24 protein-coding genes, 1 tRNA gene and 2 pseudogenes are annotated in these 22,486 nt (G+C 67.5%); 12 read left to right on the forward strand and 15 right to left on the reverse strand.

The features are described from left to right. Window positions 1–86 precede the first annotated feature (86 nt). Together ABID41_RS08370 and ABID41_RS08375 are read left to right on the forward strand one after the other, a co-directional pair. Entirely contained in the window at window positions 87–1,025 is a 939-nt protein-coding gene (locus ABID41_RS08370) for an ABC transporter ATP-binding protein (RefSeq protein ID WP_331930347.1), read from the forward strand. A 48-nt stretch (window positions 1,026–1,073) separates the two neighbouring features. Then, window positions 1,074–1,150, forward strand: a tRNA-Arg gene (locus ABID41_RS08375). A 97-nt stretch (window positions 1,151–1,247) separates the two neighbouring features. Here the strand turns inward: ABID41_RS08375 and ABID41_RS08380 are convergent. From ABID41_RS08380 to ABID41_RS08395, 5 genes and pseudogenes are all read right to left on the reverse strand, one after another. Beyond that, window positions 1,248–1,694 (reverse strand): GNAT family N-acetyltransferase, encoded by a 447-nt coding sequence (locus tag ABID41_RS08380; protein WP_331930345.1) that lies wholly within the window; start codon window positions 1,692–1,694, stop codon window positions 1,248–1,250. A gap of 123 nt (window positions 1,695–1,817) precedes the next feature. After that, window positions 1,818–1,919: pseudogene (locus tag ABID41_RS19345) on the reverse strand (PEPxxWA-CTERM sorting domain-containing protein); the annotation flags it as partial. 18 nt (window positions 1,920–1,937) lie between these two features. Further along, window positions 1,938–2,444: pseudogene (locus ABID41_RS08385) on the reverse strand (hypothetical protein); the annotation flags it as partial. 460 nt (window positions 2,445–2,904) lie between these two features. Further along, on the reverse strand, window positions 2,905–3,714 hold the full coding sequence (locus ABID41_RS08390) for a heme-dependent oxidative N-demethylase subunit alpha family protein (protein WP_331930341.1): 810 nt from the start codon (window positions 3,712–3,714) through the stop codon (window positions 2,905–2,907). Next, window positions 3,711–4,106: a VanZ family protein gene (locus ABID41_RS08395; RefSeq protein ID WP_331930339.1), complete on the reverse strand. Its 396-nt coding sequence runs from the start codon at window positions 4,104–4,106 to the stop codon at window positions 3,711–3,713. The genes ABID41_RS08390 and ABID41_RS08395 overlap by 4 nt, the downstream gene beginning before the upstream one ends. A gap of 66 nt (window positions 4,107–4,172) precedes the next feature. Here ABID41_RS08395 and ABID41_RS08400 point away from each other — a divergent pair, with 66 nt between their 5' ends. Genes ABID41_RS08400 through ABID41_RS08410 form a run of 3 tightly spaced genes read left to right on the forward strand, consistent with a single transcriptional unit; the run spans window position 4,173 to window position 5,939 of the window. Beyond that, entirely contained in the window at window positions 4,173–4,835 is a 663-nt protein-coding gene (locus tag ABID41_RS08400) for an HAD-IA family hydrolase (protein ID WP_331930337.1), read from the forward strand. Beyond that, complete coding sequence (locus ABID41_RS08405) at window positions 4,832–5,143, forward strand: 4a-hydroxytetrahydrobiopterin dehydratase (RefSeq protein WP_331930336.1); 312 nt, start codon at window positions 4,832–4,834, stop codon at window positions 5,141–5,143. Before ABID41_RS08400 ends, ABID41_RS08405 begins: the two co-directional genes overlap by 4 nt. A gap of 19 nt (window positions 5,144–5,162) precedes the next feature. Beyond that, window positions 5,163–5,939, forward strand: coding sequence for an SDR family oxidoreductase (locus tag ABID41_RS08410; protein ID WP_331930335.1), 777 nt, complete (start codon window positions 5,163–5,165; stop codon window positions 5,937–5,939). A 15-nt stretch (window positions 5,940–5,954) separates the two neighbouring features. Here ABID41_RS08410 and ABID41_RS08415 read toward each other — a convergent pair whose 3' ends face one another. Beyond that, entirely contained in the window at window positions 5,955–6,350 is a 396-nt protein-coding gene (locus ABID41_RS08415) for a hypothetical protein (protein ID WP_331930333.1), read from the reverse strand. A gap of 97 nt (window positions 6,351–6,447) precedes the next feature. Here ABID41_RS08415 and pseB point away from each other — a divergent pair, with 97 nt between their 5' ends. The 3 genes from pseB (at window position 6,448) to rarD (ending at window position 9,667) form a co-directional block, all read left to right on the forward strand. After that, window positions 6,448–7,506, forward strand: coding sequence for a UDP-N-acetylglucosamine 4,6-dehydratase (inverting) (gene pseB / locus ABID41_RS08420; protein WP_331930349.1), 1,059 nt, complete (start codon window positions 6,448–6,450; stop codon window positions 7,504–7,506). A gap of 1 nt (window position 7,507) precedes the next feature. Further along, the gene (pseC, locus tag ABID41_RS08425; protein WP_354297414.1) at window positions 7,508–8,659 is read left to right on the forward strand and encodes a UDP-4-amino-4,6-dideoxy-N-acetyl-beta-L-altrosamine transaminase; all 1,152 of its coding nucleotides are present in this window, start codon (window positions 7,508–7,510) and stop codon (window positions 8,657–8,659) included. A 123-nt stretch (window positions 8,660–8,782) separates the two neighbouring features. Further along, window positions 8,783–9,667 (forward strand): EamA family transporter RarD, encoded by an 885-nt coding sequence (rarD, locus tag ABID41_RS08430; RefSeq protein WP_331931855.1) that lies wholly within the window; start codon window positions 8,783–8,785, stop codon window positions 9,665–9,667. On the opposite strand, the gene ABID41_RS08435 is transcribed toward rarD, so the two are convergent. From ABID41_RS08435 to ABID41_RS08450, 4 genes are all read right to left on the reverse strand, one after another. Beyond that, window positions 9,664–10,788, reverse strand: coding sequence for a serine hydrolase domain-containing protein (locus ABID41_RS08435; protein WP_331931853.1), 1,125 nt, complete (start codon window positions 10,786–10,788; stop codon window positions 9,664–9,666). The two genes, rarD and ABID41_RS08435, sit on opposite strands and share 4 nt — an antisense overlap. Then, the gene (locus ABID41_RS08440) at window positions 10,788–11,648 is read right to left on the reverse strand and encodes a PfkB family carbohydrate kinase (RefSeq protein ID WP_354297415.1); all 861 of its coding nucleotides are present in this window, start codon (window positions 11,646–11,648) and stop codon (window positions 10,788–10,790) included. The genes ABID41_RS08435 and ABID41_RS08440 overlap by 1 nt, the downstream gene beginning before the upstream one ends. A 22-nt stretch (window positions 11,649–11,670) precedes the next feature. Continuing rightward, on the reverse strand, window positions 11,671–13,062 hold the full coding sequence (ahcY, locus tag ABID41_RS08445) for an adenosylhomocysteinase (RefSeq protein ID WP_331931865.1): 1,392 nt from the start codon (window positions 13,060–13,062) through the stop codon (window positions 11,671–11,673). Window positions 13,063–13,144: 82 nt separating this feature from the next. After that, on the reverse strand, window positions 13,145–14,629 hold the full coding sequence (locus tag ABID41_RS08450) for a CYTH and CHAD domain-containing protein (protein WP_354297416.1): 1,485 nt from the start codon (window positions 14,627–14,629) through the stop codon (window positions 13,145–13,147). Window positions 14,630–14,717: 88 nt separating this feature from the next. On the opposite strand from ABID41_RS08450, the gene bioB reads away from it, so the two are divergent. The 4 genes from bioB to ABID41_RS08470 all read left to right on the forward strand — a co-directional run bounded on the left by bioB (window position 14,718) and on the right by ABID41_RS08470 (window position 18,854). Beyond that, a complete protein-coding gene (bioB, locus tag ABID41_RS08455; protein WP_331928886.1) occupies window positions 14,718–15,719 on the forward strand; it encodes a biotin synthase BioB in 1,002 nt (333 codons plus the stop codon). 56 nt (window positions 15,720–15,775) lie between these two features. Beyond that, window positions 15,776–16,702 (forward strand): ABC transporter ATP-binding protein, encoded by a 927-nt coding sequence (locus ABID41_RS08460; protein WP_354297417.1) that lies wholly within the window; start codon window positions 15,776–15,778, stop codon window positions 16,700–16,702. After that, window positions 16,699–17,460, forward strand: coding sequence for an ABC transporter permease (locus tag ABID41_RS08465; RefSeq protein ID WP_331928883.1), 762 nt, complete (start codon window positions 16,699–16,701; stop codon window positions 17,458–17,460). The genes ABID41_RS08460 and ABID41_RS08465 overlap by 4 nt, the downstream gene beginning before the upstream one ends. A gap of 194 nt (window positions 17,461–17,654) precedes the next feature. Next, window positions 17,655–18,854 (forward strand): OmpA family protein, encoded by a 1,200-nt coding sequence (locus tag ABID41_RS08470; RefSeq protein ID WP_354297418.1) that lies wholly within the window; start codon window positions 17,655–17,657, stop codon window positions 18,852–18,854. Between the two features lie 41 nt (window positions 18,855–18,895). Here the strand turns inward: ABID41_RS08470 and ABID41_RS08475 are convergent, their stop codons facing one another. Genes ABID41_RS08475 through ABID41_RS08495 form a run of 5 tightly spaced genes read right to left on the reverse strand, consistent with a single transcriptional unit; the run spans window position 18,896 to window position 22,387 of the window. Next, a complete protein-coding gene (locus ABID41_RS08475) occupies window positions 18,896–19,168 on the reverse strand; it encodes an HPr family phosphocarrier protein (RefSeq protein WP_331930187.1) in 273 nt (90 codons plus the stop codon). Next, window positions 19,165–19,569, reverse strand: coding sequence for a PTS sugar transporter subunit IIA (locus ABID41_RS08480; protein ID WP_331930189.1), 405 nt, complete (start codon window positions 19,567–19,569; stop codon window positions 19,165–19,167). The genes ABID41_RS08475 and ABID41_RS08480 overlap by 4 nt, the downstream gene beginning before the upstream one ends. 10 nt (window positions 19,570–19,579) lie before the next feature. Continuing rightward, window positions 19,580–20,065, reverse strand: a complete 486-nt coding sequence (locus tag ABID41_RS08485; protein ID WP_331930191.1) for an HPr kinase/phosphorylase — start codon at window positions 20,063–20,065, stop codon at window positions 19,580–19,582. After that, on the reverse strand, window positions 20,062–21,693 hold the full coding sequence (locus ABID41_RS08490; RefSeq protein ID WP_331930193.1) for a stimulus-sensing domain-containing protein: 1,632 nt from the start codon (window positions 21,691–21,693) through the stop codon (window positions 20,062–20,064). The genes ABID41_RS08485 and ABID41_RS08490 overlap by 4 nt, the downstream gene beginning before the upstream one ends. Then, window positions 21,662–22,387, reverse strand: coding sequence for a response regulator transcription factor (locus tag ABID41_RS08495; protein ID WP_331930195.1), 726 nt, complete (start codon window positions 22,385–22,387; stop codon window positions 21,662–21,664). Before ABID41_RS08495 ends, ABID41_RS08490 begins: the two co-directional genes overlap by 32 nt. Window positions 22,388–22,486 lie beyond the last annotated feature (99 nt).

Below are 22,486 nucleotides of genomic sequence, written 5' to 3' on the forward strand. Positions count from 1 at the left end.
CGGAAGCTTGGCGGACGCGCCGCACGGGCCTAGGTATGCGACGGGGGCTTAGCCCGTCAATGCACGCGCCGGACACAAAGAGACGCATGACCCTACCTGAGTTCGCGATCGAGGCCGAAGGCGTCGTCAAGATCTACCCGGCGACCAAGACGGCGCCTGAAATGCACGCCCTGCGCGGACTCGACCTGAAGATTCCGCGCGGCTCGATCTTCGGCCTGCTCGGTCCCAACGGCGCGGGCAAGTCGACCTTCATCAACACCCTGGCCGGCCTCACCAAGAAGACCAGCGGCAAGGTCCGCATCTGGGACCGCGACATCGACGAGCGCCCCCGCGACGCCCGCGCCGCGATCGGCGTGGTGCCGCAGGAGATCTCCGCCGACCCGTTCTTCACCCCGCGCGAGTCCCTGGAGGTCCAGGCCGGCATGTACGGCGTGCCGGCCGCCGAGCGGCGGACCATGGAGCTGCTCAACGCCCTGGGCCTCGGCGACAAGGCCGAAGCCTATGTCCGCCAGCTTTCCGGCGGCATGAAGCGGCGGCTGATGGTGGCCAAGGCGATGGTGCACAACCCGCCGGTGCTGATCCTCGACGAACCGACCGCCGGGGTCGACGTCGAGCTACGCCGCCAGCTCTGGTCTTATGTGCTCGAGCTGAACCGCAAGGGCGTCACCATCGTCCTGACCACGCACTATCTCGAGGAAGCCCAGGAGCTCTGCGACCAGATCGCCATCGTCAATCGCGGCGAGGTCGTGGCCTGCGAGCCAACCTCCACCCTGTTGCGCCGCCTCGACACCCGCAACGTCGTGGTGACCCCCGCCGAACCCCTGCTGGTCGCGCCCCAGCTCCCGGGCTTCGAGACCAGGCCCCGCGCCGGCGGCGCATTCCAGGTCACCTACAGGACCGGTGAATCCAGCGTCGAACAGGTGCTGGCGGCGGTTCGCGCCACCGGCCTGCACATCAAGGACATCGCCACCGAGGACCCCGATCTCGAGGACGTCTTCGTCTCATTGACCAGCAACGCCGCCTGACCCTTCCGTTTCGTCTCGGTTTCGGTTAGACAGCGCAACTCTCCAGATGCACCCGTAGCTCAGCTGGATAGAGCGTTGCCCTCCGAAGGCAAAGGTCACACGTTCGAATCGTGTCGGGTGCGCCATTCTCCCTTCAGATCTTGGCCGCTTTGGTCGGCGGCGCCGAAGCCGCTCTCCGACGGCGTTAGCAGCGGGCCGGAGCCGGCGCGGCCGGCGCTCTGATCATGCGCCTGGCCATAGATAGCGCAGAAGCGCGCCGTCCGATGGCTGGGGTTGGAAGCCGGCGGCCTCGAAGATGCGGATGCTGGCGGCGTTCTGCGGCTTGATCTCGGCCTCGACCGCCGTCGCCGGCTGCGCCTGGCCGAACAGTTCGAGGGCGCGTTTCAGGATCGGCACGGCCAGGCCCCGGCCCCGCGCCTCGGGAGCGAGATTGATATTGGCCTCCCATCGCCCGCCATCCTCGTCGAACCGGACCATGCCTAGCTTTTGGCCCTCGGCCTCGGCGATCAGCAGCACCCGCCGCGGATCCTCCGCCGCCCGGACGAACCAGGCCAGGTGAGCGGGCTCCTCGATCATCGAGCCGTCCCGAGACATCGACCGGGTCAGGGGATCATTGCGCCAACGCAGGACGTCGAGGGCGTCCTGCGAGGTCGCGCGGCGGATATGCAAGGGGACATCCTGTCGAGGCCGATGGAAGGAGCAAGCTGCCGCTTCCACCGCTGGCCGGCAAGCAGGCAAAGAAAAAGCCGGCGGGGAAACCCGCCGGCTTTCCAAGTCGATCGCCGTTGGCGCTTAGGCCGCGGCGAAGGCCGTACGGCGACGGCGAAGAGCCGTGCCAGCCAGGCCGAAGCCAGCGATCATCATGGCCCAGGTGGCCGGTTCCGGAACCGCCGAACCGCTGATGTCGTCAATTTCGAAGGAGTTCTGCGACGAGGCGAAGGTCAGACCGGTGATGGATTCGCCGGCGCCCACGGTCGCGAAGAACACGCCGTTGTTCGACGGGTTGCTCTGGTCGCCGCCGCCCGGGTTGCCGATGACGACTTCGTCACCGCCGCTCCAGTGGATGGTCAGCGTGTTGTAGCTGTCGACCGAACCCCAGTTGAAGCTGATGCTGCGCATCAGGCTGTCGAAGGTGATCGTCGCACTGCCGCCCGCCAGCACGTCCAGATAGTTGCCGCCCGGGATCGAGAACGGGTTCTGGGCGCCGTCGCCGTCGGTCGTGCTCTGGATCTTGGTATTCACATAGCCAGGATCCAGAACGCCAAGGTTCCCGTCAGTGAAATCATAGAGCAGGGTATCGGTACCGATCGGCGCGTCTCCGCCCGGGATGAAACCGGTAACGATTGCGGCGTTCGCCGAACCCGCAATCGCAAAACTGGCCACAGCGGCTGCAATCGCCGCCTTCACAAGCTTATTCATAGGGTTAGCCCCTCACCGCGTTTACTGGCGGTCGCCGAGCGCCACCGCCTTCAATATCGCTGATACGCCAACTTCGCCTTTAAGTAAATATCAACCATATCTGGCACGGACAGATTTTCGCCACATCGTCAAGATGACGCCGAGTCACAATCCTCCCCGCCGAACAACCTATGCCGTATAGAGAACGTATTATTCCCCCGAGGCGCGAATAACGCCGATGGAACAAGTAAACCCGCAGATCGAATCTACCGCGAGTGGCGCGGCTCAACCGTGAGCCTGACGATCGTCGCAGGAAAATAAAAGTCTGCAGCGACGCTTGAGGAAGCTGGGGTTCGGGCCAGCTTCGGTCACTTTTTAACCATGTGCCGCCCGCCACAAGGCGAAGCTTCGCTTCAAGTAAAAGTCCAACTTACTGTCCAGCTTGCTAGAAGAGCTCGCGCGGCCCTCCGAAACAGCAGCGCTAGAGGCCCTGCCTATGCAGGAAGGCCTCGACCAGCTCGTCATAGAGCTCCAGCCGCTTGTAGGCGCGGAAGTCCGACGGAGCGGTCCGCCAGGCCCTGGCGAAGGCCGCAAGCCGTTCGGGTTCGCCGATCAGATCATCCAGGGGATGCAGCCAGACCCGGATCGTGAAAAGCGCCCCGCCCGTGCGAGGCAACCGGCGCAGGGTCTGGCGCTCGACCCGAATGAACAGTTCGCGCCCCGCCGCCTCACCGGAGATGGCGACGATCCGGGCCCGCATCGGCGCCGCGTCCGGCATAAAGGGCTCCGCGGAGTTGGCCACACTCCAGTTGCGCCGCTCGAGGACAAGGCCCGGGCGCAGGCCGTCGAAGATCCGCACCACGCGGCTCAGGAACCGCTCGGCGAAACCGTTGACCGGCTGGTGGATCTGGGCGAGCGGCCGGCCGAGCACCTCTGGAACGGAAAAGAAGGTCGGCGCGGAAAGGGAGATCGCCGAGACGGCCCAGCCCTCGTCGCCTCGCTCCATCAGCACTAGGTCGTCGGCCACCCGCCTCGCGGCGGCGTAGAGCGGCGGCAGCTCCGTCTTCGGAGCCGGGCCGCAGACCGCCTCAACGAGTTCCAGCACCTCTTCCTGGCCCGGCCGCGAGCCCGGCGTCTCGCCCCAGACGATGTCGCGGCGCGCAGCGTAGAGCGGGTCCTTCCGCGCCGCTGGATCGGCCTCGCCCCCTTCCAGCCAGGCGGCTTCCGCGATCGGCTTCAGCCCGATGGCGAAGTCCACGGCCTCTGCATAGGGAGCATGGCGGATGGTCATCTCGGCTTGAACCGCCTGGCGATGGCCCAGACTATCACACCGACGCCCACGCCGATCGCATCGGCCAGAGCGTCGCGCCAGTCGCCCTGGCGGCCATAGGGCATCAGGCCCTGGGCGATCTCGATCGCAATCCCAAGGGCCAGCACCGCCGCCGCCACGACCCAGCGCCGGTGCGTCGACATCAAGAGGCCGATCACCACCAGCAGGCCGAAGGCTATCGAATGGGCCGCCTTGTCCCAGAACATCTCCGAACCGGGCACGTCCTGATTGGGCGCCAGGGTCACGTAGAGGATGACCGCCACCGCCGAGAGGAAGACGCCGAGGCGAAGCGGGCGGGGGATGAAGGAGAAGAACGGGCGCATCTCCTTTGCATAGCCGCCGCCCTCGATCACGGCGAGCCTTTCAAAGTCGGCCCGCGGCCATTAGCTTCCGCGAGGTTTTCAAATACGGATTTAGTCATGACGGTCGAAGCGGTGATCTGGGATTTCGGCGGGGTGTTCACCTCCTCGCCCTTCGAGGCGTTCAACCGCTACGAAACCGAAAAAGGGATTCCCCGCGACCTGATCCGCAAGGTCAACGCGACCAACCCGGACAGCAACGCCTGGGCGCTGTTCGAGCGCAACGAGATCGACGCCAAGGGCTTCGACGAGCTGTTCCTGGCGGAATCGACGGCCCTGGGTCACCCGGTTCCCGGCAAGGACATCCTGCCGCTGCTGTCGGGCGTCGTCCGCCCGCGGATGGTGGAAGCCCTGAAGACCTGCAAGCTGCACTTCAAGGTCGGCTGCATCACCAACAACATGGTCAGCCATCACAGCCCGGGCGCGGACAAGCCGCAGCGGGCGGCTGGCGCCATGGGCCAGATCATGCCGCTGTTCGACCACATCATCGAAAGCTCCAAGGCGGGCGTACGCAAGCCCGACCCCAAGATCTACCTGATGATGTGCGAGGCGCTTTCGGTGAAGCCGGACGCCTGCGTCTACCTCGACGACCTGGGCATCAACTGCAAGCCGGCCGCGATGCTGGGCATGCGCGCCATCAAGGTCGTGGACGTCGACCAGACCCTGGCGGAGCTGTCGGCCGCCACCGGCCTCGTCTTCGGCGACGAAGAGGCGGTGGCGTGAGCCGCCCATCGCGGATCGGACCGGACGCCGCCCTCGCCAGGCTGCCGGGCTGGGCGCGCGCCGCCAAGGACGCGCGCGAAGCCATCACCCGCACCTACCGCTTCGCCGACTTCAACACCGCCTTCGGCTTTATGACGCGGGTGGCGATCAAGGCCGAGCAGCTCGACCACCATCCGGAATGGTTCAATGTCTACAACCGTGTCGAGGTGGTGCTGACCACCCACGACGCGGACGGGGTGACGGAGTTGGACGTGGCCCTGGCGAGCTTCATGGATGCGGCGGCCCAGGCGGCCGGCGCGCAGGACTAGACGCCGAGGGAGAAGGGCGATGGCCGGACGGGTCGAGGGCAAGAAGGCGTTCATCACCGGCGGAGCCCAGGGACTCGGCGCGGCCGCGGCCCGCAAGCTGGCCGCCGAGGGCGCCAAGGTCTCGATCGCCGACATCAACCACGAAGGCGCCAAGGCGCTCGCCGCCGAGATCAACGCCGAGCACGGGGAGGGGACGGCCTTCGCCTTTCCCCTCGACGTGACCCGCGAGGACCAGTGGATCTACGCCCTGGAAGAGGCCGACGCGGCCATGGGCGGCATCTCGGTCCTGGTCAACAACGCCGGCATCAGCCGAGGCGGCAATATCGAACAGCTCTCCTTCGAGGACTGGAAGCTGGTCATGGGCGTGAACGTGGACTCCGTGTTCCTCGGAACCAAGCACGCGCTGAAGTACATGCGCCAGAACCAGCCGGGCTCGATCGTCAACATCTCGTCGATCGCCGGACTGATCGCCGCTCACAACTCGCCGGTCTACAACGCCTCCAAGGCCGCGGTCTGGTTGCTGTCCAAGGGCATCGCCCTGCATTGCGCCAAGCAGGGCCTGGATATCCGGTCGAACTCCATCCATCCGACCTTCATCGACACTCCGATCCTCGACCCGCTGCGCCAGCAGTTCGGCAAGGAGGTCGCCGAGAGCAAGCTGGCCCGCCAGATCCCGCTGGGACACATCGGCGAGCCCGACGACATCGCCAACGCCGTGCTCTACCTGGCCTCCGACGAGAGCAAGTTCATGACCGGCGCGGAGCTGAAGCTCGACGGCGGCATTTCGGCCATGTGAGAACCGCGTCGCGGTTCAGTTGATCAGCATCGTGCCGAGGAGGACCTTTGCGCCCTTTTGGCCGAGGATGCGGTCGGTCTCGCGCTGGAGGGCCTGGCTGAGCAGGTCGCCGTTCGGCGGGGCGCCGGGGCTCATGCCGGTGGCGTAGGTCTGCAGCGTCTGGACCATCACCGCGCGCACACGCGGCAGGACGCTCTCGACCTTGGCCCGCAGCCTGGCGTCGGGCACGTCCAGGCCCGCCTGGACCGTCAGCACGCCGCGACGGCCGTTAGTCCGCTGGATGGTCGCGGTCAGGGTGTTCAGCGCAATGTAGGCGCTGGAGCCCGTCGGCTTCTCGTCCTTTTTCCCGGCGCCCAGGAGGCCGGGCGCGGCGAGGACGGCGAAAAGGGCGATGGCGGTGCGGCGGTCCATGAGCCGCACCACGACACATCATGGTTAGAGCTCTCTTTACGAGCTTCACCGAAGACTACGGATGGGCGATTCGCATTCTTCGGGGGGCCGCATCTTGTTGGGCCGGTTCGCAACGACCAATCTCGACCTTGACGGCAAGGTCATCCTCGTCACCGGCGGCACCGGTTCCTTCGGTCGCCGCTTCATCGAGACGGTGCTGGGCCGGTTCCGGCCGCGCAAGCTGATCGTCTACTCGCGCGACGAGCTCAAGCAGCACGAGATGCAGATCGACCTGGCCGAGAAGTTCGACGCCCAGGAGCTTTCCTGCATGCGCTTCTTCCTGGGCGACGTGCGCGACCGCGAGCGTCTGACCCTGGCCATGCGGGGCGTGGACATCGTCATCCACGCCGCAGCGCTGAAGCAGGTGCCGGCCGCCGAGTACAACCCCTCGGAGTGCATCCACACCAACATCATGGGCGCCGAGAACGTCGTCTGGGCCTGCCTGACCAACCGCGTGAAGCAGGTGGTGGCGCTGTCCACCGACAAGGCCTGCAACCCGGTCAACCTCTACGGGGCGACCAAGCTGGCCTCCGACAAGACCTTCGTGGCGGCCAACAACCTCTCCGGCGACATCGGCACCCGCTTCGCCGTCGTCCGCTACGGCAATGTGGTGGGCTCGCGCGGATCGGTGGCGCCGCTGTTCGAGCGGCTAATCGCCCGGGGCGCGGCGGAGCTGCCGATCACCGACACCCGCATGACCCGCTTCTGGATCACCCTGAACCAGGGCGTCGACTTCGTGCTGTCCTCGCTGGAGCTGATGCGCGGCGGCGAGATCTTCGTGCCGAAGATCCCCTCGATGAAGATGACCGAGCTGGCCGCGGCCATGGCGCCGGGCCTGCCTATCAAGATCATCGGCATCCGGCCGGGCGAGAAGCTGCACGAGATGATGATCTCGGCGGACGACGCCCGCACCACCGTCGACCTGGGCGACCGCTACGCCATCGAGCCGGCCTTCGTGGAATACCAGCGCCAGTCCTACGTCGGCGATTACCCGACCGTGGCCGAGAGCTTCTCCTACGCCAGCGACAGCAATGACGAGTGGCTGTCGGGGGAAGGGCTGATGGCCCTGCTGTCCGACGGCGCGCCGGAGCGCCCGCGCCGCCGGGCCACCGACTGAGATGCTCGCCTACGGCCGCCAGACCATCGAGGATGACGATATCGCGGCGGTCACCGAGGCCCTGCGCTCCGACTTCCTGACCACCGGCCCCCGGGTCGAGGCCTTCGAGCAGGCCTTCGCCGAGACGGTCGGGGCGCGCCATGCGGTCGCCTGCGCCAATGGCACGGCGGCGCTGCACCTGGCGATGCTGGCGCTCGAGGTCCAGCGGGGCGAGGCGGTGATCGTCCCTTCCACCACCTTCCTGGCGACGGCCAACTGCGCCCGCTTCGTCGGGGCCGAAGTCGTGTTCGCCGACGTCGATCCCGACACCGGCCTGATGACGCCGGCCACCCTGGCCCAGGCAATGACCCGCCTGGACGGCCGCCGCCTGCGCGCGGTGCTGCCGGTCCACCTGCGAGGCGACGTCGCCGAACTGCCGGCGCTCGAAGCGCTGGCCGCCGAGGCCGGCGCGGTGCTGGTCGAGGACGCTCCTCACGCGCTGGGCTCGACCATGCGGTTCGGGAACCGGGAGGAGCGCGTCGGCGACTGCGCTCACTCGGCCATGGCGACCTTCTCGTTCCATCCGGTGAAGACCATCGCCACGGGGGAAGGCGGCATGGTCACCACGGGCGACGGCCGTCTGGCCGCACGCCTGCGCAACCTTCGCTCCCACGGCATGGTCCGGCCGGAGGGCGCCGATCCGTGGTGGTATGAGATGCCGGAGATCGGCTTCAACTACCGCCTGCCCGACATCCTCTGCGCGCTCGGCCTCTCGCAGCTCGCCAAGCTGCCGCGTTTCGCCGAGCGGCGGCGCGCCCTGGCGGCGCGCTATGAGGAGATGCTGGCGCCGCTCGCGCCTCTGGTCCGGCCGGCGCTCCGGCCGGACTGGAGCGACCCCGTCCTGCACCTGATGACCGTGCTCATCGACTTCCCAGCCATCGGGCGGTCCCGCCGGGAGGTGGTCGAGGCGCTGAAAGCCGAGGGGATCGGGACCCAGGTGCACTACATCCCGGTCCACACCCAGCCCTATTACCGCGGCCGCTATGGCGAGCTGGAGCTTCCCGGCGCCGCCGCCTGGTACGATCGGTGCCTCTCCCTGCCGCTGTTCCCCGGCATGGCGGACGAGGATGTCGAGCGCACGGTCCTGGCCCTCGGGCGCGCCGTCCGCGCCTAAAGTCCAGCCGGGGGACTTGCCCGCGGCGGCGAGCAGCCTAGTTAAGACGCCCCGCGCCTCCTCCCCCTCGCGCTCCTCAGACCCGAAAGACCCGCCTCCGTGGCCAAGGACGATTCCGCCCAAATGAACAGCTCGGCCATCGCCGCCGGGGTCGCCTGCTATGTGATCTGGGGCTTCGTGCCGCTGGTCTTCCAGGCGATCGGCCGACAAGGCGTCAGCGCTTGGGAGATCCTGGCCCACCGGACGATCTGGGCCACGCCCGTCGCGCTGGTCTTCGTGCTGCTGGCCCGTCAGTGGCCGCAAGTCGTCGCGGTGATGCGCGACGTCAAGGTGCTGCGGCTGCTCTGCCTGTCGGCGGCGCTCATCGCCTGCAACTGGTGCGTCTACATCTGGGCGGTGAACAGCGGCCGGCTGCTGGAAACCAGCCTTGGCTACTACATCACCCCGCTGATCAACATGGCGACCGGCGCCCTGTTCTTCCGTGAGCGGATCACCGGCCTCGGGAAGATCGCCGTGGGCCTGGCCACGGTCGGCGTGGTGATCCAGACCGCAGCGCTGGGCCACGTCCCCCTGGTCTCGCTGGTCCTCGGGATCAGCTTCGGCGCCTATGGCCTGGTCCGCAAGCAGGTCGCCGCCGAGGCTCAGACCGGACTCTTCATCGAGTGCCTGATCCTCTCGGTTCCGGGACTTGCCTACATGTTCTGGTTGGAATCCCAGGGGGCGAGCCATCTCACCGCATCGCCCGTCACGGCGACCTGGCTGGTGGCGGCCGGCCCGATCACCGCAGTGCCGCTGTTGCTGTTCGCCTGGGCGGCGCGCCGGATCCCGCTGTCGCTGATGGGCTTCCTGCAGTTCATCGCCCCGACGATCGCTTTCGTCATCGGCCTGAGCCAGGGCGAGGCCTTCACGCCGATGCGGGCGCTGTCCTTCGCCTTCATCTGGGCGGGGGCAGGGGCCTTCGTCTACGGCGCCTGGACCAAGGGCCGCACCCTGCCAAGGCCCGCCTAAAGCGCCGAATAGGCGGCCTCGATCAGCCGCTTGGCGCGGGCGTCGCCGATCAGGTCGGTGGACTGCTTGTTCATCACATAGGCCCCGGCGAGGCCCGTCTCCGGATCGGCGAAGGCGCAGGAGCCGCCCCAGCCGGAATGGCCGAAGGTCGAGAGGCCCTGGCCCCAGACCTTCACCGGCGCATTGCGCATGAAGCCGGCGCCCCAGCTCATCACGAAGGGCAGCACCAGGTCCTGGCCGTGGATGCGCTCGCGCGACGCCTCGGCGATCAGGGCGGGCGAGAGGATGGTCTCGCCGTCGAGCCATCCGTCATTGGCCAATGCGCCCATCAGCCGGGCGAGGGCAGGGGCCGTCGCATGGCCATTGGCCGAGGGGATCTCCGCCCGTCGCCACTCGGCCTGGCCGCGGCCGCCTGGCGAGGACCAAGGCGTCAGGAAGGCGGCCTTGGTCGCCTCGTTGATCTCGCCGAACTGGGGCAGGGCGCTCGGGCGCTGCAGGTCGGCGGCGCGCGAGTGCTCGGCGTCGGGCAGGCCGATCCAGAGATCGAGGTCGAAGGGCCGGGCCAGGTCCTCGCGCAGCGCCGTTCCCATGGTCCGGCCATCGATCCGCCGGAAGATCTCGCCCGCCAGATAGCCGAAGGTGATCGGGTGGTAGCCGCTGGCCGTACCGGGCGGCCAGAGCGGCGCCATGGCCGCCAGCTTGGCGCAGATGGCGTCCCAGTCGAACCAGAGGGACGGCTCCATCGGGTCCGGAAAGCCCGACAGGCCGTCCTGGTGGCTCATCACCTGTTCGACGGTGATCGCCTGCTTGCCGGCCTGGGCGAACTCCGGCCAGACATCGGCGACCGGCTGGGCGTAGTCGAGGCGGCCCTGATCCACGAGCCGGGCGATCAGCAGGGCGGCCACTGCCTTGGTGGTCGAAAAGACCGGGGTCAGGGTCTTCCCGTCGAACGGCCTGGTGCGCTGGCGGTCGGCGAACCCCGCCCAGAGATCGACGACCACCTCGCCGCGCTCGACCAGGGTAAAGCGCGCGCCCAGCTCCTGGCCGGCCTCGAAATTGGCGGCGAAGGCCTCGCGCACGGCGGCGAAACGGGGCGGGGCGAATCCGTTGATCTCGACCATCACGAACCTCCTCCGGCGAGGCGTTCTATACGCACCGATGCTGTCGGACGCACCAGCCGCTCGCCCAGCGCCACCACCGGCAGGTCCGGCGCGTTCCAGGCCCGCGCCGCCTCCAGCGCCTCGGCCACGGCGCGAAGCGCGCGCTCGGCCGCCAACGGCGCCTCCAGGCCTTCGACGAGGCCTGCGCCAAACACGGCGGTCACCAGGTCGCCCGTGCCGTTCGGCGCCTGGTCGAGCCTTGGATGAGAAAGCAGCAGGCTTTCGGTCGGCGTGCAGAGCAGGGCGCCGGCGCGCCCTTCGCCAACCGGCGCCGAGGTGACCAGGGCCGGCTTGCCCAGCGCCTTGACCGCATCCGCCACGTCGGCCGCATCCGCGATCGTGCGGCCGGTCAGGTGGGAGAGTTCGAAGAGGTTGGGGGTGAGCCAATCGGCCAATGGCGTCAGGCGCTCAGTCACCAGCCGGGCGACCTCAGGCTTCACATAGAGGCCCTTGGGATGGTCTCCGAGGATCGGATCGACCAGGACGATCGGTCTGGGATTGAAGGCGCCGGTTCGCGATGCGGCGCGGATCTGGTCGATGGCCTCGCAGGCCAGTTCCACCTGCTCGGGAAGTGAGAAGTGACCGGTAATGACCAGATCGACGAGGCCATGGAGTTCCTGGCCCCGGACCCCTTCGAGCAGCATCTGGAAGAGCTCGACATCGGTCGCCTGGCCCCGCCCGCCCTTGACCGGGCTCGCCCCGAACATCACGGTCGGCACGAGGACGGGATCGATCCCGAACGGCGCCAGCACGTACTGCTGCAGGCTGCCGCCGATGCGGTTGGCGACGACATAGGAAGAGAGGACCAGGGCCAGCGGCATGATCCTCTCCCCTTGGCAGCGCTTAGTAACGATAGTGGTCGGGCTTGAACGGGCCGGCCTGCGGCACGCCGATATAGTCGGCCTGGTCCTTGGAGAGAACGGTGAGCTTGGCGCCCAGCTTCTCCAGGTGCAGGGAGGCGACCTTTTCGTCGAGGTGCTTGGGCAGGGTGTAGACCTTGGTTTCGTACTTGGACTTGTTGGTCCACAGCTCGATCTGGGCCAGGGTCTGGTTGGTGAACGAGGCGCTCATCACGAAGCTGGGATGGCCCGTGGCGTTGCCCAGGTTCACCAGGCGGCCTTCCGACAGCACGATGATCTTCTTGCCGTCCGGGAACTCCACATGGTGGACCTGCGGCTTGATCTCGTCCCACTTGAAGTTGCGCAGGCCGGCGATCTGAATTTCCGAGTCGAAGTGGCCGATGTTGGCGACGATGGCGTTGTTCTTCATCCGCCGCATGTGGTCGACGGTGAGGACGTCCTTGTTGCCGGTGGCGGTGACGAAGATGTCGGCCTTGTCGGCCGCGTCTTCCATGGTCACGACCTCATAGCCTTCCATGGCCGCCTGCAGGGCGCAGATCGGGTCGACTTCGGTGACCATCACCCGCGCGCCGCCGTTGCGGAGCGAGGCGGCCGAACCCTTGCCGACGTCGCCATAGCCGAGGACGACCGCGACCTTGCCCGACAGCATGACGTCGGTGCCGCGGCGGATGGCGTCCACCAGGCTTTCGCGGCAGCCATAGAGGTTGTCGAACTTCGACTTGGTGACGCTGTCGTTGACGTTGATGGCCGGGAAGGGCAGCTCGCCGCGTTCGGCCATCTGATACAGGCGGTGCACGCCCGTGGTGGTCTCTTCCGAGACGCCGCCGATGGCGTTGCGGATGGCGGTGTAGAAGCCGGGCTTTTCCTTCAGGTAGCGCTTCATCACGGCATAGAGCGCTTCCTCTTCCTCGTTGGTCGGCTTGTCGAGGATCGAGGGGTCCTTCTCGGCCTTCGGGCCGAGCACGCAGAGCAGGGTCGCGTCACCGCCGTCGTCAAGGATCAGGTTCGGATAGCCGCCATCGGCCCATTCGAAGATCTTGTGGGCGTATTCCCAGTACTCGACCAGGGTCTCGCCCTTGATCGCGAAGACCGGGGTGCCCGCGGCGGCGATGGCCGCGGCGGCGTGGTCCTGGGTCGAGAAGATGTTGCAGGAGGCCCAGCGGACTTCCGCGCCCAGGGCTTCCAGGGTCTGGATCAGCACCGCGGTCTGGATGGTCATGTGCAGGGAGCCGGCGATGCGGGCGCCCTTCAGCGGCTGGTCCTTGCCGAACTCGGCGCGCACGGCCATCAGGCCCGGCATCTCAGTTTCGGCGATGGCGATTTCCTTGCGGCCGAAATCGGCCAGGGCGATGTCTTTCACGACATAGTCGGTCATCGGGCGGTCCTGTCGGAGGGAATGGTCTGGCCGCTCTATAGCCGCGCCGGCGGCTGCGGGCAACAAACACATAAGGAATTCTTTATATGGCTGCCCAGAAGGGCCGCATCGCCGCCAGCCGATCCATCGCCTTGCCGGCCGCCTTCACCGCCTTGGGCTTGGCGGCCTCGCGCGCCGCAAGCAACTGCCTGGCCGCCGCCAGGCCCGCGCCTTTCAGCCTGAGCCGCTCGATCAGCCCGGCGGCCACCGCGACGTCGTTGGCCGCGCCCAGCTCGTCCTGCAGGAGCTTGATGGCCCCGATGAACGGCTTGGCGTCGGCGTCGAACAGGGACGCAAAGGCCTCGGCCGCATAACGCAGCTTCTTGCCGGCGATGCGCGCGGCGTGCCGGGCGGTGTCGTCGGCGCCCCTGATGTCGGGAGCGCTCTTGAGCAGCGCGCGCAATCGTTTGCCCAGGGCCTTGGCCGCGAACTTCTCGGCCGGCATGTCGCGCCGCTTGGCGCTGGCCTTGCCACCCTGGTGCAGCCAGGCGCCGGTCTCGACCCAGGCGGTCGCGTCCAGCACCAGCTCTCGGAACCGCCCCGACGCCACCGCGGCGCAGGCCTTGGCGTGGGCCCGCGCCCGGGCCGCCTCCACCACCGGGGCCAGCGCCGCCAGGTCGAGACCGTCGGCGTCAAACTTGGCGGCGTCCTCGGCGAAGACGTCGAGGTCGCGGGCCTCGTCGCAGGCGCCGGCGAGCCACTTCAGCTCCATGACGATGTCTTCGGCGGCCTCGTCGTCGACGACGTTCTTGAACGCCGCGACGGCGCTGCGCAGCCGGCGGACCGCGACCCGAAGCTGGTGCAGCGCCTCGACGCTGTCGGCCTCCCGCAGCACCACGCCGTTGGCGGCGATCTGCGACAGCGCGTTGCGCGCAATGGCCTGGAAAGCGCCGGCCGCGGTCAGGCCACGGCTGAGGGGCGCCTTGTCGTGGCGGCGCGCCGCCCGGTCGGTCCCGTCCAGCAGGCCCTGGCCCTGGCTCGCCTTGCCGTCGAACGAAAGGTAGAGCGGCGCGGACTTCGAAAGCCGTCGGGCCAGATCGAACATCGGCCGGCAATCGCCCGCCTTCAGCTCCAGCTCGACCTCGCTGACCCGACGCGTCCGGTCGCCGGCCTGGACCTCGCCCTCGTCCGCCGCCAGCTCGATGGTGGCGCCGCCATGGTCGAAGGTGCGCTGGCGACGGAGCACGGTCACCGTGAAGATCGGCCTCAGCGTCTTGCGCTTGGTCGAGGTCAGGGCCTCCTTCAGGGCCGGCAAGTCGAGATCCAGGCCCGGTCCTTCGACCTTCACCTCGTGCTCCTCGCGCGCGAAGCCGTCGCCGCGCTTGAGGGTCTGGACCCGCTTGCCGCCGCCTTCGCGAATCCGAAGGGAAATCCGTGCGCGCCGCAGGTCGCCCTGCGAAGTGTCGTAATAGGTGGAAACCAGCGTCTTTTCAGAGGTCTCGCCGGGCGGGGCTGCCGCGAGCACCACTGCGAGGTCCGCCGGCTCGCACAGGAACTTCAACTCGATCTCGTCTTCACCTGCGCTCATGCGCTACACGCTCCCCACCAGGCGCGGCTTGCCTGCCCCCGTGGCAGGCGCCAGATCCTGGCGCCATGTCCCGAAGGAGAGGCTTTCGATGAACGCCCCAATCGCTCAAGGTTTCCGCGCTGTCGACCCCGCCGAGCCGCGTCACGACTGGACTCTCGCCGAGGTGGAAGCGCTTTTCGAGCTTCCCTTCACTGAACTGATCTTCCGCGCGGCGCAAACCCATCGCGCCTGGTTCGACCCGACGGAAGTCCAGCTCTCCCAGCTTCTGTCGGTGAAGACCGGCGGCTGCGCCGAGAACTGCGGCTATTGCAGCCAATCCCAGCACTTCGAGACCGGCGTGCCGGCCTCCAAGCTGATGGACGCCACCACCGTCATCGCCGCGGCCATGGACGCCAAGGCCGGCGGGGCGCAGCGCTTCTGCATGGGTGCGGCCTGGCGCGACCTGAAGGATCGCGACGTGCCCAAGGTCGCGGCCATGATCTCCGGCGTGAAGGCTCTGGGCCTGGAGACCTGCGCCACCCTCGGCATGCTGACCCGCGACCAGGCTCAGGCGCTCAAGGACGCCGGCCTCGACTACTACAACCACAACCTCGACACTGGCCCGGACTATTACGATAAGGTCGTCACCACCCGGACCTATCAGGACCGGCTCGACACGCTCGAGGCCGTGCGTTCGGTCGGAATGTCGACCTGCTGCGGCGGGATCGTCGGCATGGGCGAGACGCGCCGCGACCGCGCCGGCCTGCTACACGCTCTGGCCACCCTGCCCGAGCATCCGAACTCGCTGCCGATCAACGACCTGATGCCGATCCCCGGCACGCCGCTGGGCGATTCCGAGGCGGTCGATCCGTTGGAGTTCGTGCGGATGATCGCGGTCGCCCGGATTCTCTGCCCGAAGACCGTCGTGCGCCTGTCGGCCGGGCGCGAGCACATGAGCCGCGAGCTGCAAGCGCTCTGCTTCATGGCCGGCGCGAACTCCATGTTCATCGGCGGCAAGCTGCTCACCACCGCCAACCCGGACAAGGACACCGACGCGGCGCTGATGGCCGATCTCGGCCTCAAGCCGATGACCATGAAGGTCGACGCCTAGCGGTCAAGCACGGGAGCCCCTATCTGGCCCACCACATCTGGCGCCAAGGGGCTCGCGTGCAGCCGATCATTTCCATATCGGGTCTTTCCAAGACCTATGCCGGGGGCTTCCAGGCTCTCAAGTCCGTGGACCTGGACATCCGGCAAGGCGAGATTTTCGCCCTGCTGGGCCCCAACGGGGCCGGCAAGACCACCCTCATCAGCATCATCTGCGGCATCGTGAACGCAAGCACCGGCAAGGTGAGCGCCGATGGGCACGACATCGTCACCGAGTACCGGCCCGCCCGCGCCAAGATCGGCCTCGTGCCGCAGGAGCTGACCACCGATTCCTTCGAGACGGTCTGGGACACGGTGAAGTTCAGCCGCGGCCTGTTCGGCAAGCCGCCGAACCCCGCCTATCTGGAGAAGATCCTTCGCGACCTCTCCCTGTGGGACAAGAAGGACAGCAAGATCATGGCGCTGTCCGGCGGGATGAAGCGCCGGGTCATGATCGCCAAGGCGCTCAGCCACGAGCCGCGCATTCTGTTCCTCGACGAACCGACCGCCGGGGTGGACGTCGAGCTGCGTCGGGACATGTGGGAGATGGTGCGGGCGCTGCGCGAGAGCGGCGTCACCATCATCCTGACCACCCACTACATCGAAGAGGCCGAGGAGATGGCCGACCGCATCGGGGTGATCAGCAAGGGCGAGATCATCCTGGTCGAGGACAAGGACGTCCTCATGCGCAAGCTGGGCAAGAAGCAGCTCAGCCTCCAGCTCCAGGAACCGCTCTCGTCCCTGCCGCAGGGGCTGTCCGGCTACCAGTTCGAACTGGCCGCCGACGGTCATGAGCTGGTCTACACCTTCGACGCCCAGGCCCAGGAGACCGGCATCGCCGGCCTGCTGCGTCAGCTTCATGCGGCAGGCGTCGATTTCAAGGACCTGCAGACCCGCGAAAGCTCGCTGGAAGAGATCTTCGTCAGCCTCGTGAGGGCCCGGTCGTGAACCTCTACGCCATCAAGGCCATCTATATCTTCGAGCTGGCGCGCACCTGGCGCACCCTGATGCAGTCGATCGCCTCGCCGGTGATCTCGACCTCGCTCTATTTCATCGTCTTCGGCTCGGCGATCGGCTCACGCATGGTGGAGATCGACGGCGTCAGCTACGGCGCCTTCATCGTGCCGGGCCTGATCATGTTGTCGATCCTGACCGAGAGCATCATGAACGCCTCGTTCGGCATCTACATGCCGCGCTTCTCCGGGACGATCTACGAGGTGCTCTCGGCGCCGATCTCGGCTTTCGAGATCGTTCTCGGCTATGTCGGGGCCGCCGCGACCAAGTCGGTGATTCTCGGCCTCATCATCCTGGCGACGGCGCGGCTCTTCGTGGACTTCTCGATCATGCACCCGCTCTGGATGGCGGCGTTCCTGATCCTGACCTCCGTCGCCTTCAGCCTGCTGGGCTTCGTCATCGGCGTCTGGGCCGACGGTTGGGAGAAGTTGCAGATCGTGCCGATGATGATCGTCACGCCCCTGACCTTCCTGGGCGGCAGCTTCTACTCGATCAGCATGCTGCCGGAGGTCTGGCAGAAGATCACGCTGTTCAATCCGGTGGTCTATCTGGTCTCGGGCTTCCGCTGGAGCTTCTACGGCGTGTCCGACGTGGACGTGCGCTGGAGTATCCTCGCCACCTTCGCCTTCATCCTGCTGTGCCTCGGCGCCATCTGGGCCATATTCCGCACCGGCTACAAGCTGAAGTCGTAGCAAGCTTGAGTATACGTATTGGAAAATTGCAACTTTTGACTGAAATGATAAAGGACACTGACAGGCCGAGGCCTGCAAACGGCTGAGCCGTGTGCGCCAAGCGCTCTTGAGTCTACTACAGTCCCCAAGGTCAAGCTTACGGTCCAGTTCAGCGCGACGTCGCCCGCGACCCGGCTCCACTCAGGAGATCCGTTGTGAGCAACCTTGTCCAAACAGTACTCGGCGCCGTGGGACCCGAACTGACGGCCAGGCTGGCCAGCCTGTTCGGGGAGTCCACCGGGTCGGTTTCCAAGGGCCTTTCGGCCGCCGCCCCCGCCCTGCTGGCCGGGGCGCTTCAGCAAAGCTCCACCTCCGGCGGCGCCGATCGCGTCCTGGGACTGGTCAGCCAGGCGGTCACCGGCGGCAACCCCCTCGATCGCCTCCCGGCCCTGCTCGGCGACGAAGCTTCACGCACCAGCCTCCTCGGCCAGGGGCGAGGGCTGGCCGACGGGCTCCTGGGAGGAAGCGCCGGCCCGGTCATCGATTCCCTGGCGAATTTCGCTGGCCTGAAAGGCGGAGCCGCGGCGCAGCTCCTGTCGCTCGCCGCGCCGCTGGTGCTGGGCGCGATCGGCAAGGCGCTCGGGCCATCGCCCACCGCCTCTGGGCTGCAGTCGCTACTGGCGGACCAGAGGGCCAGTATCCTGGGCGCGCTGCCGCCGGGCCTCGGCTCGCTATTCGGCCTGGGCGGCGCGACCCAGGCGGCCCGCGGCGCGGCCACGGCGACTGCGGCGGCGGGACAGAGCGGCTTTGCGAAGATCCTGCCCTGGCTGATCGCCGCGGCGATCGTCCTGGCCCTGATCTTCGCCCTGCGTAGCTGCGGCCAGCGCACCGAAGCGCCTGTGACTCCGCCTGCGGAACCTGCAGTCCCGGCGCCGGCGCCGGTCACGCCGCCACCCGCCGCGACCGTGGCCCCGCAGACACTCACCCTGCCGGGCGGCGCGACCATCTCGGTGGCGCCCGGGTCGATCGGCTACGGCGTCGCCACCTTCCTGGCCTCGAACGAGCCCGCGCCCAAAACCTTCGTCTTCGACAACCTCAACTACGACACCGCCTCCAACGCCCTGACGCCGGAAAGCCGTCCGACCGTCGAGACGCTGGCCGCGATCCTGAAGGCCTATCCGAACGTCCAGGCGCGGGTGGTCGGCTATACCGACAACCAGGGCGACCCGGCGGCGAACAAGACCCTGTCCGACGCTCGCGCAGCGACGGTGAAGCGTGAAATGGTCGCCCTCGGCATCGCGGCCGATCGGATCGAAACCGCAGGCATGGGCGAAGCCGACCCGGTCGCCGACAACGCGACAGAGGAAGGCCGCGCCAAGAATCGGCGCACCGAACTGGTGATCGTGAGGAAGTAGCGTGACCTGGATCCCCGGGGCCCGGCCTCGGGGACCATGCCTTACTCGTCTTCGTCGAAACGGGCCTGGACCAGCGCGGCCAGGGCTTCGACCGCCTGCGGCGCCTCATTGCCCTCGGCCTGGATCGCGATGGCGCTGCCCGGACCGGCGGCCAGCATCATCAGGCCCATGATCGAGCGAGCGTCGACGCTCTGTCCGTCCTTGGCGACGGTCACTTCCGCGTCGAAGCTGGCGGCCAGCTTGACGAACTTCGCCGAGGCCCGCGCATGCAGGCCCCGCTTGTTGACGATCTCGACCGTCCTGCCCACGGTCACTTTTCGCCGGCCAACACGTAGGACGCGACCGAGATATACTTGCGTCCGGCCTCCTGGGCGCAGGCGACGCAGTCTTCCAGGCTCTGGCGGGTCCGCACCGAGGCCAGCTTGATCAGCATCGGCAGGTTGAGGCCGGCGATGACCTCGGCCTTGGTCTGCTCCATCACGGAAATAGCCAGGTTGGACGGCGTGCCGCCGAACATGTCGGTGAGCAGGATCACGCCTTCGCCTGAATTCACCGACTCGCACGCCGTCAGGATGTCCTTGCGGCGCTTCTCCATATCGTCATCCGGCCCGATGCAGATGGCCGCGACCGCCGACTGCGGACCAACCACATGCTCCATGGCGAAGATGAATTCTTCGGCCAGACGCCCGTGCGTAACGATCACGAGGCCGATCATGCAAAGTCTCTCAACGGGAATCCCCACCCGGTCGCGGCGCTGCTCCCGCCACGTGGGCGTCTTGATACGCTCCTTCCGTCCAAGCTCCAAGATGTTGCAGCGCGCGAAGCATTTTCGCAGGCGCCGAACACTCTAACGCTGGCAGCGAAAGGGCCGGAATGCTCAACCCGACATAGTTGTTGAAGGCCGGCTCAGGCATCCTTTCATGCTGCGCGCAGCGAACAGCCAGCGCAATGCGGCAAAACGGGAGCGCCGGTTCGCGGCAAATGCCGACGCCTCGCACCTCGATCAGCCCGGCCAGGGCCGTCGGCGCCCGGCCATAGAGCGTCCCGTCGCAAACCCAGAGGTCGACTCGATCGTCGGCCACCAGCCGAAAGCCATGGTCCAGCGCCCGCAGCGCCAGGTCGCTCTTGCCGGAGCCGGAGTCGCCCTCGATCAGGACGCCGAGCCAGCGCCCGCCAAGATGGGCCGCAAGCAGTCCGGCATGGATGTTCATCGCGACGCCTCGGGCAGGGTGACGATGAACCGGGCGCCCTGCACCTCTCCGCGGGCGTCCTTTCGGTTCTCGGCGCGGATGGAGCCGCCCTGGGCGGCGGCGATCTGCCGGGCGATGGAAAGGCCCAGGCCCGAATTGCCGCCGAAAGCCGCGCCCTTGGGCCGCGAGGTGTAAAAGCGCTCGAAGATGGTCTCCAGATTGTCCGGCGGGATGCCGGGGCCGTCGTCGTCCACGGTGACGATCGCCTGGCCGCGCTTGCGTTCCAGCGCCACCCGCACCTGGCCGCCGGACGGACTGAAGGACCGGGCGTTGTCGATGAGGTTGCGCAGCAACTGGCCCAGCGGCCCCTCGCGGCCGGAGACCATGATCGGCTCCAGCGTGTCGGGCTGGGCGAACCGCACCGCCGCCTCTCCGGGCCGTGCGGTGTCGTGGTAGAGTTGGATCACCTCGCCGATCAGCCGGCCCAGGTCGAGGGAGCGCAGGTCCTCTCGCGAGAGCTCGGCGTCCAGGCGCGAGGCGTTGGAGATGTCGGTCACGAGCCGGTCCAGCCGCTGCACGTCGTTCTTGAGGATCTTCAGCAGCCGAGCCTGCGCAGCCGGATCCTTGACCAGGTCGAGGGTCTCGACCGCCGAACGCAGGGAGGTGAGGGGATTCTTGATCTCGTGCGCCACATCTGCGGCGAACCGCTCGATGGCGTCCATCCGGTCCGAGAGCGTGTGGGTCATGTCCTCCAGCGACCGGGTCAGGTCGCCCAGCTCGTCATCGCGCCGGGCCAGTTGCGGCAGGGAGATGGCCCGCGCCCGCGACAGCCGCACCCGGTCGGCTGCGCGGGCCAGCATCCGGACCGGCTGGGCGATCAGGTTGTTCAGCAGGATCGAGGAGACCAGGGTCACGAAGATCGCGATCAGGATGAACGGCGCCATGGCCTGACGTTCGGCGCGGATGATCTCGTCCACGTCGCTGGCCTCGAGGGTCAGCACGCCCAGCACCGCCTGCACGTGCTGGATCGGGATCGAGACCGAGACCACCCGCTCGCCGTCGTCCGTGGTGCGCATCCCGGCCCAGTGGACCCCGCGCAGCGCTTGGCCGACCTCCATCATCAGGGCCTTCTGCGCGGCAGGCGCCGGCGGCGGAGGCGGGCGGCCGATATTGAGGTCGAGGGCCAGGCCCCGCTGGTCGCTGCGCGGCCGCGCCGGCGGCAGCACCTTCCATTCCACCCGGTCGGCCACCCAATAGCTGTCGGCGATCAGGTTGCCCTGGGCGTCGAACAGCCGGGCGCGCTGCGAGCGCGGGTTCGACAGCATCTGCAGGATTTCGCTCGCCGCCTGCGCGTCCAGCTCCGGCGTCGGCTCGCCCACCGTCGCGGCGCGGTTGATGACGTTGACGATCAGCTCGCCCTGGGTGGTCAGGCTGTCGATGCGCGCCCCGACCAGGCCGCGCCGCAGTTCGTTCAGCAGCAGCGAGCCGGCGATGATGATCGCCAGGCCCAGCACGTTGAGCAGGATGATCAGCCGCCCCAGGCGCGAACCTGGCAGCCAACGGAAGAACGAAGGTCCGGAGGGCTTGGCGCGGCGCTTGCCGACGCGGGCCTTGGGATCAGGTTTCGCGGTATCTGTATCCGACGCCATAGAGGGTTTCGATCGCGTCGAATTCAGGGTCGACTTCGCGGAACTTCTTGCGCATCCGCTTGATGTGACTGTCGATGGTGCGGTCGTCGACATAGACCTGATCGTCATACGCCGCATCCATCAGATTGTCCCGGCTCTTCACGAAACCGGGCCGCTGGGCGAGCGACTGCAGCAGCAGGAACTCGGTGACGGTGAGCTTCACCGGCCGGCCGTCCCACAGGCAGTCGTGGCGGGCCGGATCGAGGGTCAGCTTGCCGCGCTTCAGCGCCTGGGATTTGGTCTCGCCGCCCGCCGCCGCCGTGGCCGCCGCGGCGCTGGTATCTTCGCCCTCCACGCCGGCCCGGCGCAGCACCGCCTTCACGCGCTCGATCAGCAGGCGCTGACTGAACGGCTTGTGCATGTAGTCGTCGGCGCCGAGGTTGAAGCCGAGGATCTCATCGATCTCCTCGTCCTTCGAGGTGAGGATGATCACCGGCAGATCCGAGGTTCGGCGCAGGCGGCGCAGCACCTCCATGCCGTCCATCCGCGGCATCTTCACGTCCAGGATCGCCAGGTCCGGAGGATCGTTCTCCAGGGCCGCCAATCCCGAGGCGCCGTCGAAATAGGCCTTCACCTCGTGGCCGTGGCTTTCGAGGGCGAGGCTGACCGACGTGACGATGTTCTCGTCGTCGTCCACCAGGGTGATCTTGGCCATAGGGTCTCGTCGTTCTCTTCAGCGAAGCTTTGCAAGCTAATGACGGGTGAGCATGTCCTCAATGGGGCGAGGGCGCAAAGCGCTGGCAGGTCAACCCAA

This window comes from Phenylobacterium koreense (assembly GCF_040545335.1).
GTDB lineage: Bacteria > Pseudomonadota > Alphaproteobacteria > Caulobacterales > Caulobacteraceae > Phenylobacterium > Phenylobacterium koreense.